This is a genomic window from Sneathiella aquimaris, from assembly GCF_026409565.1.
Lineage (GTDB): Bacteria > Pseudomonadota > Alphaproteobacteria > Sneathiellales > Sneathiellaceae > Sneathiella > Sneathiella aquimaris.
Window position 1 is genome coordinate 1885290 of the sequence record NZ_CP112881.1, and the last position, 14700, is coordinate 1899989.

Sequence of the window (14700 nt, forward strand, 5' to 3'; positions counted from 1 at the left end):
AAAAGCCGGTCCTGTGGGAGCCGGCTTTTTTTGTGTCAGATAGGGGGAGTATGTTAGAATGCATTAAAACAATAATAAGAAAGGCACGTTTATGTCCGTCGAAGAACTGCAATCAATCATCGGAACCTGGAAACTCAAGGATTGGCATTCCCGAAAAAATGGCGAATTTTATGCTTATCCAATGGAAAAGGATGTAAAGGGGCAGCTTATCTATACGCCCTGCGGCCGCATGTCCGGGTTTTTGATGCGCGCTGATTTTAAAGGCCGGCCCCCGCGGAGTGATGCTTCCGCTGCGATCAGTTTATCCTACGGAGGAAATTGGTATATCGAAGGGCCGGAAGTCTGCCACGACGTGGATCTGTCCACCATACCGGGCTGGATCGGTACGACATTGCGCAGAACCATGATCTGGCAAGGAGACGATCTACTTCTAAAAACAGGGCCGGAAACTGGAAAAGACGGTCATGATTATGAAAACCTGCTGCTTTGGAAACGTTTGGATGCGTGCTGATGATTGATCATGTATCGATTGCTGTTCGGGACCTTGATAAAGCAAAACGCTTTTATACCGCGCTTTTTGCACCCTTAGGGTTCTCCATGCTTGTTGAACGGGAAACTACCGCGGGTTTTGGGAAGGCCTATCCCGAATTCTGGCTGAACGAACGGCTGGATATGAGACCGATATCAAAAGAAACGGGTTCTCATATTTGCCTGCGGGTTAAGGGAGCCGAGAATGTTAAGGAATTTCATGAGATAGCCATCGCACAAGGGGGCGAAAGTGCCGGACTGCCGGGAATACGGCAGGCCGCTCAGACCAAGTATTTTGGTGCGTTCATCTTTGATCCCGACGGGAATAAGATCGAGGCGGTCAGTTTTTAGTCCTTTTGTATTTCTGACATGCTGAACGTACGAAATCGTTCTTTATTCATACGGATTGTTCTACATGATCAAAACAAAAAAAGCCGGCATTGCTGCCGGCTTTTTCCGTTTGATCAGCAAGGGGTTAAGCCATTGCTTTTTTCAGGTTTGAATCAATCGCGTCCAGGAACTGGTTTGTTGTCAACCAGGACTGATCTGGCCCTACGAGTAACGCAAGGTCTTTTGTCATTTCGCCACCTTCAACCGTTGCAACACACACTTTTTCAAGTGTTTCTGCAAACTTGGCAAGCTCAGCATTGTCGTCCAGTTTGGCACGGTGCAGAAGGCCGCGTGTCCAAGCAAAGATAGAGGCAATCGGATTGGTTGATGTCTCATTGCCTTTCTGATGTTCGCGGTAATGGCGTGTGACCGTACCGTGCGCCGCTTCGGCTTCAACAGTCTGTCCATCCGGTGTCATCAGAACAGAGGTCATAAGACCAAGAGAACCGAAGCCCTGAGCAACCGTATCGGACTGAACGTCACCATCGTAGTTTTTACAAGCCCATACGAATTTACCGTTCCATTTCATCGCACACGCGACCATGTCATCGATCAGACGATGTTCGTAGGTGATACCCGCTTCTTCAAATTTGTCTTTGAACTCGCTATCAAAAACTTCTTCGAACAAATCCTTAAACCGTCCGTCATATTTTTTCATGATGGTGTTTTTTGTGGACAGGTAAACAGGCCAGCCGCGGTTTAGACCATAGTTCATGCAGGCCCGTGCGAAACCACGAATGGATTCATCAAGGTTATACATGCCCATGGCAACACCAGACGCAGGGAAATCAAAGATTTCGAATTCCTGTTCTTCGCTGCCGTCGGCCGGTGTGTATTTCATGGTCAGTTTACCAGGGCCCGGGATCAGCATATCCGTTGCACGGTACTGGTCACCAAAGGCATGACGTCCAATAACAATCGGATCTGTCCAGCCTGGCACCAGCCGAGGAACGTTGGAGCAGATGATTGGTTCACGGAAGACAGTGCCGCCGAGAATGTTCCGGATTGTGCCGTTTGGAGAGCGGTACATTTCCTTCAGGTCAAATTCTTCAACACGCTGTTCGTCAGGTGTAATGGTCGCACATTTTACGCCAACACCGTACTTCTTGATGGCTTCAGCGGCATCAACGGTAATCTGGTCGTTGGTCGCATCGCGGGATTCCATACCAAGATCATAATATTTCAGATCAATGTCCAAATAAGGAAGGATGAGTTTCTCTTTAATGAATTCCCAGATAATCCGGGTCATTTCGTCTCCGTCCAGTTCAACTACTGGATTAGCGACTTGAATCTTTGGCATGTCTAGATCCTTCTTTGCCTGATAAATTTTCGAATGATGGGCGCAAAATAGCATTGCCTGCGTATGGTGCAAGTTGCGTATGGTAAAAAAGTGTAATTTTCTTACATTTTTGAGATATCTGGCTGTATTTCTGCATCAGGGGAGCGTTGAAGCGCCGGTAAAATTTCTTCCAGACTGTTTACAACCTCAAAAAGTTCAAAAACTTCCTTCTCGACGAATCCCTGATCTATCATATGGTTCATCAAATCGATAAACGGACCCCAATAGTCCTGAAAGTTTACAAGAATGATCGGTTTGTCATGAAGTTTGAGTTGACGCCAGGTGATCATCTCAAACGTTTCATCAAGGGTTCCGATGCCACCGGGCAGAACGACAAAGGCGTCAGACCGCTCAAACATCATCTGTTTGCGGCTATGCATGCTGTCCACGACATGAAGTTCTGTCAAATTTTCGTGACTGACTTCAATATCATGTAGATGACCCGGAATAATCCCTATAACATTTCCATTGGCTTCAAGAGTTGCGTCTGCAATGATACCCATGAGACCGACATGTCCACCGCCATAGACGAGTTGGATGTTGTTGCCACCGAGTTGATGCCCCAGATCTTTCGCTGCTTTACTAAAGGCTGTATTTACAGGCATTCTGGAGCCACAGTAAACACATAATGAAGAGATTTTTGTCATGAAGGTTTCCACTCGGTTTAAACGAAAATTCGTCGTTTTTCTTACCGCTTTTATTTGCGTTGCTGCAGCTGTTACGTCAAGTCCTGTTTTTGCGGGCAAAGCTGATGTGATTGATGTTGTCATAAAAAAGACGGAAGCCGATATGTATCGTTTTTCTGTGACGGTACGGCATGATGATGCAGGATGGGACCATTATGCAGATCGGTGGGATGTGCTGGATGAAAAGGGAACAATATTGGGAACCCGCGTTCTTATGCATCCTCATGATCATGAGCAGCCCTTTACCCGGTCCATGAAAATTTCCATTCCGATGCATGTCAAAGTTGTAAAAGTTCGCGCACGGGATAAAAAAGACGGTTATGGGGGCGAAGTGATTACCAAAAAACTCCCAGACTGATAAAGGGTGCGCGGATTGCACGTTAAGACCAAGATCCACGTTTATTATAACAAGCAAAGGGAATGCTATGAAACGAGAAACAGTTAGATTGGCTTTAGTAAGTATTTTGGGTGCTTCCATTACTGTTGGAGCCGCTGTCGCGCATTCAGAAACCACGGGGATCCCGGAAGCCGACGCGCGAATTGCCAAGATGAAAATGCTTGGTGAAAATATGAAAGCAATCGCTGCCGTGGCAAAGGGGGAGGCTGCCTACAGCCCTGACCTTAACAAAAATGCGGCAAAGATTGCCAGTATTGGCAAGGAAATGCCGACGCTGTTTCCGGCAGGTTCAGGGGGAGAGAAAACCCGGTCAAAACCAGAAATCTGGATCAATAAAGAGGCATTCTCAAAATCAATTACCGCTTTTCAGATGGCCTCTGAGAATTTACAAACTGCCGTTGCAACTGGCGATCAGGGAAAAATTGGCCAAGCATTGGGGGCGACAGGAAAAACCTGCGGCGGATGCCATAAACCATTTCGGACACCAAAAGATCATTAAGGTCGGATCTGATCCGTGAGCAAAATATCCAGAGTCATGATCTGTTCAATTTTTGGATGGATCATGCTTGGCTCAAATGGTCTGGCCCAGTCAATTGAAGAAGGGGCGTACCTGACCGCCGCTGCGGGGTGCAAAGCCTGCCATACACAACCAAAAGGCGCCGGTCAGGAGTATGCTGGTGGCCGGGCGCTTGATACTCCTTTTGGAACATTCTATACCCCCAACATCACTTTTGATCCCGACACAGGTATTGGACGCTGGTCTGATGCTGATTTCGTCAAGGCGTTGAAAAAGGGGATTAGTCCGGAAGGCTTTCACTATTTTCCAGCGTTCCCGTATACCAGTTATACCAATATGACGGATCGGGACGCTCGTTCCATCTATGCATATTTAAAAAGCCTGCCCCCCGTACAGGCCCCAAATAAGCCTCATGATATAGGGGCTCCTTTTTCGTGGCGTTGGTTGCAGTGGGGGTGGAAAATCCTGTTTTTTAAAGAAGGAGGCAGTTCCGTCCCGGTAATTCAGTCGTCAGCAGATCGAGGGAATTATTTGGTAAACGCCTTAGGCCATTGCGGGGAATGTCATACGCCCAGAAATGCACTGGGCGGGATTGATCGCGATCTGTATCTTGCGGGCAGTGCAAGCGGTGGTGAGGGGGAACTTGTTCCGAACATCACCCCGGACAAAGAAACCGGAATAGGGGATTGGTCCAAACTGGACATGGTCAGTTTTCTGGAAACAGGTATGAAACCGAATTTCGATGATGTGCAGGGAACCATGGAAGATGTCATTACCCATGGAACATCCAAGCTGACGAAAGAAGATCGTACAGCTATTGCTGATTTTCTGTTTTCGGTCGCGCCCGTAAAAAACAAAGTGAAAAAATAGTCGAAAATCTTGAGGATAGACGCGCAAAATCAGTCTGTTGCGTCAATCGCGTCTAAGGTCCATACTGTTTCAAAATGGTAAACGGGTGAGGGTGCTGTGCGGGTTTTCGGAATTCTGGTTACATTATTGGTCATTGCGGGTTTGGGGCTTTTCTTCTGGCTATACGGGGATGGTGAACCTGAACTTGCAAATAAGGAAACACCAACCGCTTCCCCTGATAAGAAAAAAGAGGAGAGGGTTAAACCGGCAACTGATACGGCTGAACAGTCATCGCCCAAATCGACCGCGAATACAGAGTTGCCGTCTAAACCCGACCCTCAAGACCTGAATAAAAAACCTGTTATCATCACAAAGGAAGACAGTAAACCGAATACCCCTTCGGGTATCGCGGCTATGGCAGCCCCCGCATTTGATGTTGTACGGGTAGATAAGAATTGCGGGTTGCTGGTTGCAGGAACTTCTGAGCCAACAGCCATTGTTCGAATTTTTGTCGGGGATACAGAAATTGGCAAGACACAGGCCAGCCGGCGAGGCGAATGGATTTACCTGGCAACAGACCCCTTGCCAATGGGCCCGCAACAGATCAACGCAATAGCCGTTAATCCAAATGGTCAGGAAGTGGAAACAGCCCGCATGGTCATCATGCAGGTGCCCGACTGTACCAAAGCGATTGAAGAACGGGCGCCCGCCATTGCCTTGTTGACACCAAAATCAGAGGATAAGAAAGAAGCTTTTAACAAGCGTATTTCGAAGCTTCTTCAGTTGCCTGAACCACAAGGGGATCGCACAGCAGCCAAAGATCTTTCCGTTGGCGCCATCGACTATAATGATAAAGGCGATGTCGCCCTTTCTGGCAAAGGAAAGCCTGGCAATGATGTGCAGGTCTATCTGGAGAACAAGCCTGTCGGAACAGCAACGGTGGATGAAAAAGGGAATTGGCGACTGGTTCCGAAAAAAGAAATCGAAGCCGGGAAATATACCTTGCGGGCAGATCAAACCGATCCAAAAGGGAAAGTAATTTCCCGTGTCGAAATACCGTTTAAACGGGAAGCTGCGGATGATGTAATTCTTGCAAAAGGTGGTCTTGAAATTCGGGCGATTGTTCAACCTGGGAACAGTCTCTGGCGGATTGCCCGCCGCATGTATGGCGAAGGCACTCATTACACCACAATTTATCAGGCCAATCAGGAACAGATTAAAGATCCAGATCTGATTTTCCCGGGCCAGATCTTTAAATTGCCGTCAGAAGAAACCACAAATTAATCTGAACACGGAACGATCAGCGTTGGTGCCGGGTTACAGGGTGCCTCTATGGAAGTGCGCCCTGATGCCTCCATTTTAAAAAAAGTTGTTATTTTCGTTTCAAACAGGGCCTGAGATTTTGGTCTCGACTTTACCGTCGTCTCCTGCAGGTTCTCTGGTGGGAGCGCGGGATACGCCTGCATTTGGGGCGACGTTAAAATCCCGAGGGGTTGTATCAGATGGATGCTGCCATCCAACTTCCTTGGCGAGCTCAATATAGGGGCGAACCTGCAGCATGGACATGATGACGGAGTTGAGCAATGCAAGGCCTGTCAGATCTTCTTCCAGCAGGTGGTCAATCATCAGGTAGATGTGGTGCCGTTTGGGTTCCAGAACAAATTTGATGTGGGGGTCGCCTGTTTCCCAAGCAACCAGATGAAGCAATCTTTCCCGGAAATTCGGTTTTTCGGCCGTATAGGGTAAGGGCCCCAGCTCTCCAAGAATACGAATTCGGTGATTGTTTTCGATGAGATCCAGTTTGGCCGAAAAATGCATTCGATCCCAAACAAATCGAAAAGATAACGGGGCCTTGGGAGCAACCCAAATCTGCTTTTCACTTCCTTCATTAATAAGATTGTCAAATTTTGTGCTGCTTTTCAGCTCAATTTGTTGTTCAACCATCTTTTTTAACCCAATACTTAATAAATAGGAGTCTGCGTCACACCCATGGGGTATGACTTTAGCGATAAGTGGTTAATATTCTGGTAACTGAAAGGGACAATCTATAGGGTAATTCTACGCTATTTCTGACCGGGGAAATATTGAAAGCATATGAAGAATACCAATTTTGATAGCCATAGTGAAACTGAAAAAAGAAGCCATTTTTCAACGGCGATAACGTTGCTTGGATATATTTGGACAAAAGACCGAATGGACCTCAAAATCAGGGTTCTGATTGCTTTTACCTTTCTTCTGGCTGCAGAATTTGCATCCATATTTTCGCCCTATATTCTCAAATTTCTTGTTGATGATCTAACGCGCGATGGAAAGCCCAGTGATTATTTGCTGGTGGTACCGATTGCCCTGATCATTGCTTATGGCGCAGCGCGCGTTTTTCAACAGGCTTTCGGCGAGTTAAGAGACGCCATTTTTTCCAAAGTTGGGCAGAACGCAATTCGGCAGGTTGCCTTGCAGACCTTTCGTCATTTGCACAGGCTTTCTTTGCGGTTTCATATGGATCGTCAAACCGGAGGATTAAGCCGGGTTATTGAGCGGGGAACAAAAGGGATCGATTTCCTGCTGCGCTTCATGTTGTTCAATATCATTCCAACCGTTCTTAAAATTATAATCATCTGTGGGATTATGTGGGTGGAATACGGGATCGCCATGTCGTTGATTACGGCGGTCACATTGTTTGGCTATATTTATTTTACGTTGGCTGTCACCGAATGGCGTCTGAAGTACCGGCGCCGTATGAACGAAAAAGACAGCGAAGCGAACACCAAAGCAATCGACAGCCTGCTGAACTTTGAAACTGTAAAATACTTTGGCAATGAAGATCATGAAAGCAGCCGTTTTGACAAGGCGATAGCCGGTTATGAAAAGGCTGCCGTGCAAAGTCAGACGACCCTTGCATATTTGAATATCGGTCAGGGTTTCATCATCAGTATCGGGATGGTTCTTGTCTTGTATATCTCTGCGAGTGGCGTCGTTGCGGGAACAATGACGGTTGGCGATTTCGTCGCAGCGCATGCGTTTTTGATGTTGCTTGTTCAACCGCTGAATTTTCTGGGTTTTGTTTACCGTGAAATCAAGCAAAGCCTGGTTGATATGGAAAAAATGTTCGAGCTACTGAGTGTCGGGCGGGAAATTGACGACAAACAGGGGGCAGAGCCTTTGCCGGAAGGGGCCGGTGAGATCGCGTTTAATGCCGTCAATTTCGGCTATGAGGAAAACCGCCAAATTCTACATGATGTCTCGTTTAAGGTGAAGGCCGGACAGAAGGTGGCGATTGTTGGTCCTTCCGGGGCGGGAAAATCTACAATTTCCCGGATCCTTTTCCGTTTTTATGATGTGAATAGTGGCACCGTGACGATTGACGGCAAAAACATACAGGATGTAACGCAACGATCGTTGCGGGCGGCCATCGGCATCGTCCCGCAGGATACGGTGCTGTTCAATGATACGATCCTGTATAATGTTGGATACGGCCGACCGGAGGCGAGCGAGGCTGAAATTCGTGAGGCAGCCCGCCTTGCCAGCATTGATAAATTCATTGAAAAACTGCCAGAGGGTTACGATACTATGGTGGGGGAGCGTGGATTAAAACTGTCTGGCGGAGAAAAACAACGCGTTGCCATTGCAAGGACGATTTTGAAAGGGCCTCGAATTCTCCTGTTTGACGAAGCGACATCAGCATTGGATTCCCACACAGAACGCGAAATCCAGGAAAGCTTGAAAGAGGTTTCCAAAGACAGGACAACGCTTGTTATTGCTCATCGGTTATCGACGGTCGTGGATGCGGATGAGATTATTGTTCTGGACGCCGGACGGATTGTCGAAAAAGGGAGCCATCAGGCCTTGCTGGACCAAAATGGTCAATATGCAGATATGTGGGCGCGTCAGCAAGAGGTCGCCGACTATCAGGAAAAATTGGAGCAGGCGATGACCTGACCCTCGGTTGCTTAACCCGGAACCGTTGCCTAAACGGATATTTTGGTTCTTTTTATCCGGTACATACGGTATACGGCTATTATATAAAGAGTAATTCGAAAGACGAGAAATATGGATACACTGAAAACAGTAATGGTGCCGATTAACCGCGAAGGGTATCGGTTCGTTGCTATCTTTGCCGCCATTACCCTGCTTTTGTTCCTTTTCACCTGGTCGTTTCTGGGGTGGATCGGGGTTATATTGACATTGTGGTGCGTCTACTTTTTTCGCGATCCCGATAGGCATGTGCCAACTCGCGAAGGGTTGATTGTCAGCCCGGCCGACGGTGTTGTTCAATTGATTGAACGTGCAGTCCCACCTGAAGAACTGGGAATGGGTTCAGACCCTTTGCTTCGGATTAGCGTTTTCCTGAATGTTTTCAATGTACATGTTAATCGTATCCCGTTGGGCGGTACAATTGTTAAGCAGGTTTACCGTCCGGGAAAATTCCTGAACGCTGCTTTGGACAAGGCATCTGAAGAAAATGAACGCCATGCTGTTCATTTGAAAACGGAAGACGGAAAAGACATCGTCTTTGTTCAGATCGCAGGCCTGGTCGCACGCCGCATCCTTTGCCATCTGGTGGATGGACAGGAAGTAAAAACAGGAGAGCGTTTTGGTCTGATCCGGTTTGGTAGCCGGACTGATATTTTTCTGCCAGAAGGGGTGGAGCCTCTCGTCGGCGTCGGTCAGAATATGGTCGGTGGTGAAACGGTTATTGCTGACTTAAAAGCAGAAAATGAAACACCTGTAGTGGTTGAGGTTCGATAAATGGCATTTAGTCGGCGCAGACGGTTTAGGGAATTACCGATTAATTCTTTAATTCCTAATATGTTGACCACACTTGCGCTTTGCGCGGGACTGACGTCTGTTCGCTTTGCACTGGAAGAAAAATGGGAAATGGCTGTTGTGGCCATTCTTGTCGCCGGTGTACTGGACGGACTGGACGGTCGAATGGCGCGGCTTTTGAAAGGAAGTTCAAAATTCGGTGCTGAACTGGATAGCCTTTCAGATTTTGTCAGTTTTGGCGTGGCGCCGGCGATTGTTCTTTATCTTTGGACCCTTGATGCGGGCCTAGGGAGCTTTGGCTGGATCGTATCACTTGTATATACGGTTTCCTGCGGGCTTCGGCTTGCCCGGTTTAATGCCATGCTGGAAGAAGACGTTCCTGCCTGGGAATCCCGGTATTTTACCGGGATCGCCGCGCCGGGCGGCGCATCAATTTCGCTTTTGTTCATGGTCGTTAGTTTTTACTCCGATGCCGAGATTTTCAAATCCGGTGTTTTGAACGGGGCCTGGTTGTTGTTCATGGCGTTTCTGATGGCTAGTCGAATTCCGACTTTTTCCATAAAACGCGCCCGTATCGCCCGCCGGTATATCATGCCGTTTCTGATCCTGGTCGGTGGTATGGCAGCTGTTATGGTAAGCTACCCATGGGAGTTTTTAACAGGTGTCGCCCTTGTCTATCTTGGGACAATTCCTTTTGCGGTTGCAACCCATCGCCGGCTTGAAAAAGAAGAAGCCCTTAAGGCTGAAAAGGCTGCAAACCCTGCTGATGGTAATATGGTAGGGGACGCAGAGACGAAAAATACTGATACCACTACGACGGATACGGACAAGAAGTAATCAGGGGTTGGCAGTCTTCAGCAGCTTATTGTAAAGATTGCGCGATCTTAAAAAGACGATAAAAGAGAAGGGCGGCTGAATTACTCAGCCGCCCTTTTTTCATTCAGCGGGCTGAGCCGCTTGATTAATTTGCTTCTGGCGTAGTGCCTTCTTCCTTTTTCGGCTCTCAAAGAAAGAGCCTACATTGGCACCAACCATCAACAGGCTTGGGGTCACAATCAGTGTAAGGGCGGTTGCGAAGGTCAGACCAAAGGCAACGGCCGTCGACAGCTGAACCCACCACTGGGAGGAGGGGGCTCCAGTGACCACCTCGCGGGTGAAGAAGTCTATGTTGACCTGCATTGCCATTGGCAGCAATCCAAAGATCGTTGTTACCGTTGTCAGCATAACCGGGCGCAAACGTTGAGCCCCAGTTCGCAGGATGGCTTCCATTGCATCCATACCTTGTCGCCTTAAATGGGCGAAGGTGTCGATGAGAACAATATTATTATTCACCACAATACCGGCTAGTGAAATAACACCAACCCCCGTCATGACGATGCCAAAGGGTTGGCCGGTGACGATCAAGCCAACAAAAACGCCAATCGTAGACATTATTACCGCAGTGAGGATCAGAAACGCGTGATAGAAGCTGTTAAACTGGGTAACCAGAATAATCGCCATCATGAACAGTGCCACACCAAAAGCTTTCCCTAGGAAAGCCTGTGCTTTTTTCTGTTCTTCGTCTTCACCTTTAAAGGTGAAATTCACCGCTGGATCAATATTGGCTTTGTTGATCAGCCAGTTCTGGATTTCCTGAACTTTGTTGTCAACAAGCACCCCTTCTCGAACGTTTGCTTTGACGGTCATAACCCGCTTCGAGTCAACACGCTTGATGGTGCCGACCTTTTGCTGTGCCGTTCGGGTGACGAAGTTGGAAATAGGGACCATGCCCTGCGCGGTATTAACCCGCAGATTATCCAGCTGTTCCAAACTGCGATAACTCATCGGAAAACGGAGGCGAATTTCGACTTCGTCATCAACTTCCTGAGGGCGATATTCATGGGCTTTGATCCCGTTTGTGACAAGTTGGATGGTTTTACCAACCGTTGTCACATCCGCACCAAACCGTCCCGCCTGAGCCCGGTCAACTTCGATTTCCCATTCAATGCCGGGGATGGCACGACTGTCTTCCAAGTCGATGAGGTCATCAACATTTTGCTCCAGATGGTCCCGAATTTTTGCGATTTCCGGGGCCAGTTTTTCTGGAAAACGTGATGAAAGCTCGATCTGAATATGCTTTCCGGTAGGAGGACCATTATCGGGTTTGCGCACTTCAACGGCAATACCGGCAATATGTTTGGTTTTTTTCCGGATATCCTCAAATACTTCCGCCGCTGGACGCCGTTCCTGCCAGTCCTTGAATTCCATGTTGATGATGCCGATTACATCTTCGGACACATCCTGACCACTGCTACCACCCCCTGTTTTTGTATAAACAGACGAGAAATCTTCTAATTTCAAGATTTCGTTTTCAACGGCTTTAACCAGATCATCTTTTTCAATCGTTGACATGTTGCCGCGGGCATGAACATAGGCGAGGGCCATTTCTGGCTCAACATTCGGGAAAAATTCGACGCCGTTGCCGTGTTGGGAGTAGTAATATTGGACCCCTACCAAGCAGACAACCGCAACCATTACAATCTTCATTGGATTGCGAAGGGCAAAGGAAAGGGTTTTGATATAGAGCCCGGTGCCGCCGCCAATTGTACGAATATCACCACTTTCAGCCGCAGCAAGCGCACTGAGTGTCTTTGAATTAACGGACCCGGGCTTGCCAAAAACAGATCCCAGTGTTGGTACAAAAACCAACGCCATTAACAAGGATCCGGTCAGGGTCGTGATCAATGTGATTGGCAGGAATTTCATAAATTCACCTACCACACCCGGCCAGAAAAGAAGCGGCATGAACACGGCGAGGGTTGTTGCTGTTGAGGCAATAATGGGCCAGGCCATCCGTTTCGCGGCGAGGCCATAGGCTTCAACTTTATCAAAGCCTTCCGCCATTTTCCGGTCTGCAAACTCGGTAACAACGATGGCCCCATCGACCAGCATGCCCACGGCAAGGATCAGGCCAAACAGGACAACGATATTGACTGTGAAGCCAAAAAGATAAAGGTATAAAATCCCGATGAGAAACGATCCGGGGATCGACAAACCGACAAGACCGGCTGTGCGAACGCCCAAGGCGCTGATCACTACAACCATCACCAAGATAATGGCGCTAATGATGTTATTCTGCAAATCCTGCAGCATCGTCCGGATATCCTGGGACTTATCCTGACTGAAGGTAACCTGTAAGCCCTCTGGCCAGATTTTCTGTTCCTCACGGACCAACGCCTGCACATCCTCGATGGTATCAATGATGTTTTCGCCAAGCCGTTTCTTTATTTCCAGAACAACTGCGGGTTTTCCGTTTAATCGTGCGTAGCTTTCTGCATCTTTGAAGGTTCGACGTATGTCAGTTACATCACCAAGCGTTACGACACCTTCGCCCGAGACTTTTAACGGGATTGAAAAAACGTCTTCAGCGGTTTCGAACAGTCCGGGGACCTTGATGGAAAAACGTCCTTTTCCGGTATCCATGGAGCCAGCCGCGACCAGCTTATTGTTGAGTTGAACCGCATTGATAAGGTCGGAACTGGAAATGTTATAGCTTTCCAGTTTTACAGGATCGATAATAACTTCCAAAACCTCTTCCCGGTCACCACCGATATCAGCGGCCAAAACGCCCGGCAATCCTTCGATGTCATCCTGCAGGTCTTTGGCAATACGGATTAAGGAGCGGGTAGGCAGGTCGCCGGAAAGGGTCACAACCAAGACCGGGAACAAGCCCACATTGACTTCGTTTACCGAAGGATCATCCGTTTCTTCGGGAAGTTCCTTTTTTGCAATATCAACCTTTTCACGCACATCGTCCAAAGCGGAATCCGCATCGAACCCAGCTTCAAATTCCATCAGGACAGAAGCATGGCCTTCACCGGCCGTGGATTTCATCTCTTTGATGCCTTCAATGGATCGAAGTTCGATTTCCATTGGACGCACCAAAAGGCGTTCCGCATCTTCCGGAGAAATCCCTTCATGGGTCATCGACACATAAATAATCGGGATGTTGATGTCAGGATCAGCTTCTTTGGCAATATCCACATAGGCCACAAATCCGGCAACAAGGATCAGAACCAACGCACTGATGATCGTTCGGGATCGGTGGATGGCAGCATCAATAATGGCGTTCATTACTGTGCTCCTGCTGTTTTAGTCTGGTAGGCGACTTTTTCACCTTCGCGGACATATTCCTGACCGACAGTGATCAGACGGGTTTCTTTCGGCAAGCCGCCAATCCACGCACCTGCAGTGCCGTCGGTGAGAACGGTTACCGGATAGAAAATAACGGTATTTTCTTCATTAACCGCCCGCACGCCAAGCTCACCCGCTTCGTTTAATGTTAAAAAGGCAGGGGAGATAAAATGAGCCATGACTTCTTCGGTCTTAAACGTGGTTTCCGCTGTCACGCCAGAGCGCAACCGCTTGTCGTCGTTTTGAACCAGAAGCTCAACGCGGAAAGTCCGGGTCGCAGGGTCAGACGTTTTCGAAATAAACCGAACCTTTCCCTTCACAATTTCGCCGGTTACCAGCTTGGCTGTGCCTTCGTCACCGACCTTAATGCGATTAACATAGAGTTCTGAAATCTGACCGGTTACAAGGAACGGGTTTTCATCCACGATTGTCAGGATTGTTCCACCATCTTTTATGAAATCACCAATTTCCGCGGCTCTTTCATCGATGATGCCATCAAAGGGGGCTCGAATAATCAAATCTTCCAATAGAATTTTTACGGATTTTGCTTTTGCACGGGCGCTGTCCAGCAATGCTTTTGAACCGGCCAGTGTTGTGGCTGCACTGAAGCCTTTTTTGTTAAGGGCATTCGCCGCTTTATATTCGATTTCCCGTTGGCGGATCAGGGCTTCTGCCTCTGCCAGTTGTGCCAGTCTATCTTTAACGGCGAATTTGACCAGCACATCCCCTTCTTTGACCCTCTGCCCGCGTTCTACCAGGACTTCAACAACCCGGCCGGGCGTTTCCGCCTTTAACTCAACAGTTCTGATGGCTTCGGTGCGCCCGCGGACGACCACTTCCTGAGCCCGCGGCTCTGCAACAAAAATCTTGGTCTGGACATTAACCGGACCGGTTTCTTTTGGCTGCAATGCAGAAGCAATTTCGGAGGATGGGTCCACGGCGACAGTCTCAACCATCGGTTCTTCTTTAAACTGACCGGATACAATCCAGCCTGTGACACCAACGGCGATGACGCCTGCAATAATTACTGAGCGGTTCACAAGATTACCCCTTTACC

General features: G+C 48.2%; 14 protein-coding genes. 9 read left to right on the forward strand and 5 right to left on the reverse strand.

All coding sequences use genetic code 11. The annotated features are described in order from the left end of the window. The first annotated feature begins 91 nt into the window (after nt 1-91). Both OIR97_RS08915 and OIR97_RS08920 read left to right on the forward strand, forming a co-directional pair. Nucleotides 92-511, forward strand: a complete 420-nt coding sequence (locus OIR97_RS08915; RefSeq protein WP_169545309.1) for a lipocalin-like domain-containing protein — start codon at nt 92-94, stop codon at nt 509-511. Continuing rightward, complete coding sequence (locus OIR97_RS08920) at nt 511-879, forward strand: VOC family protein (protein ID WP_169545310.1); 369 nt, start codon at nt 511-513, stop codon at nt 877-879. Before OIR97_RS08915 ends, OIR97_RS08920 begins: the two co-directional genes overlap by 1 nt. Nucleotides 880-1003: 124 nt before the next feature. Here OIR97_RS08920 and OIR97_RS08925 read toward each other — a convergent pair whose 3' ends face one another. Both OIR97_RS08925 and OIR97_RS08930 read right to left on the reverse strand, forming a co-directional pair. Continuing rightward, nucleotides 1004-2218 carry an NADP-dependent isocitrate dehydrogenase gene (locus OIR97_RS08925; protein WP_169545311.1) on the reverse strand — a complete coding sequence of 405 codons (1215 nt, stop codon included), beginning with the start codon at nt 2216-2218 and terminating at the stop codon, nt 1004-1006. A gap of 101 nt (nt 2219-2319) precedes the next feature. Beyond that, entirely contained in the window at nt 2320-2904 is a 585-nt protein-coding gene (locus OIR97_RS08930; RefSeq protein ID WP_169545312.1) for an LOG family protein, read from the reverse strand. On the opposite strand from OIR97_RS08930, the gene OIR97_RS08935 reads away from it, so the two are divergent. The 4 genes from OIR97_RS08935 (at nt 2903) to OIR97_RS08950 (ending at nt 5990) form a co-directional block, all read left to right on the forward strand. After that, on the forward strand, nt 2903-3301 hold the full coding sequence (locus tag OIR97_RS08935; RefSeq protein WP_181017912.1) for a hypothetical protein: 399 nt from the start codon (nt 2903-2905) through the stop codon (nt 3299-3301). The genes OIR97_RS08930 and OIR97_RS08935 overlap by 2 nt on opposite strands. A 67-nt stretch (nt 3302-3368) precedes the next feature. Then, a complete protein-coding gene (locus tag OIR97_RS08940) occupies nt 3369-3839 on the forward strand; it encodes a c-type cytochrome (protein WP_169545313.1) in 471 nt (156 codons plus the stop codon). Between the two features lie 63 nt (nt 3840-3902). Beyond that, the gene (locus OIR97_RS08945; protein WP_219821702.1) at nt 3903-4727 is read left to right on the forward strand and encodes a c-type cytochrome; all 825 of its coding nucleotides are present in this window, start codon (nt 3903-3905) and stop codon (nt 4725-4727) included. Nucleotides 4728-4823: 96 nt separating this feature from the next. Then, the gene (locus tag OIR97_RS08950; protein ID WP_169545314.1) at nt 4824-5990 is read left to right on the forward strand and encodes an Ig-like domain-containing protein; all 1167 of its coding nucleotides are present in this window, start codon (nt 4824-4826) and stop codon (nt 5988-5990) included. Between the two features lie 99 nt (nt 5991-6089). Here OIR97_RS08950 and OIR97_RS08955 read toward each other — a convergent pair whose 3' ends face one another. Further along, on the reverse strand, nt 6090-6650 hold the full coding sequence (locus OIR97_RS08955) for a hypothetical protein (protein ID WP_169545315.1): 561 nt from the start codon (nt 6648-6650) through the stop codon (nt 6090-6092). 150 nt (nt 6651-6800) lie between these two features. Here OIR97_RS08955 and OIR97_RS08960 point away from each other — a divergent pair, with 150 nt between their 5' ends. The 3 genes from OIR97_RS08960 (at nt 6801) to OIR97_RS08970 (ending at nt 10307) form a co-directional block, all read left to right on the forward strand. Further along, nucleotides 6801-8642: an ABCB family ABC transporter ATP-binding protein/permease gene (locus OIR97_RS08960; protein ID WP_169545316.1), complete on the forward strand. Its 1842-nt coding sequence runs from the start codon at nt 6801-6803 to the stop codon at nt 8640-8642. A gap of 111 nt (nt 8643-8753) precedes the next feature. After that, nucleotides 8754-9452, forward strand: a complete 699-nt coding sequence (locus tag OIR97_RS08965; protein ID WP_169545317.1) for a phosphatidylserine decarboxylase — start codon at nt 8754-8756, stop codon at nt 9450-9452. Continuing rightward, nucleotides 9453-10307 carry a CDP-alcohol phosphatidyltransferase family protein gene (locus OIR97_RS08970; protein WP_169545318.1) on the forward strand — a complete coding sequence of 285 codons (855 nt, stop codon included), beginning with the start codon at nt 9453-9455 and terminating at the stop codon, nt 10305-10307. A 99-nt stretch (nt 10308-10406) separates the two neighbouring features. Here OIR97_RS08970 and OIR97_RS08975 read toward each other — a convergent pair whose 3' ends face one another. Both OIR97_RS08975 and OIR97_RS08980 read right to left on the reverse strand, forming a co-directional pair. Next, nucleotides 10407-13583: an efflux RND transporter permease subunit gene (locus OIR97_RS08975; protein WP_169545319.1), complete on the reverse strand. Its 3177-nt coding sequence runs from the start codon at nt 13581-13583 to the stop codon at nt 10407-10409. Further along, the gene (locus tag OIR97_RS08980; RefSeq protein WP_169545320.1) at nt 13583-14683 is read right to left on the reverse strand and encodes an efflux RND transporter periplasmic adaptor subunit; all 1101 of its coding nucleotides are present in this window, start codon (nt 14681-14683) and stop codon (nt 13583-13585) included. The genes OIR97_RS08975 and OIR97_RS08980 overlap by 1 nt, the downstream gene beginning before the upstream one ends. Nucleotides 14684-14700: the final 17 nt, after the last annotated feature.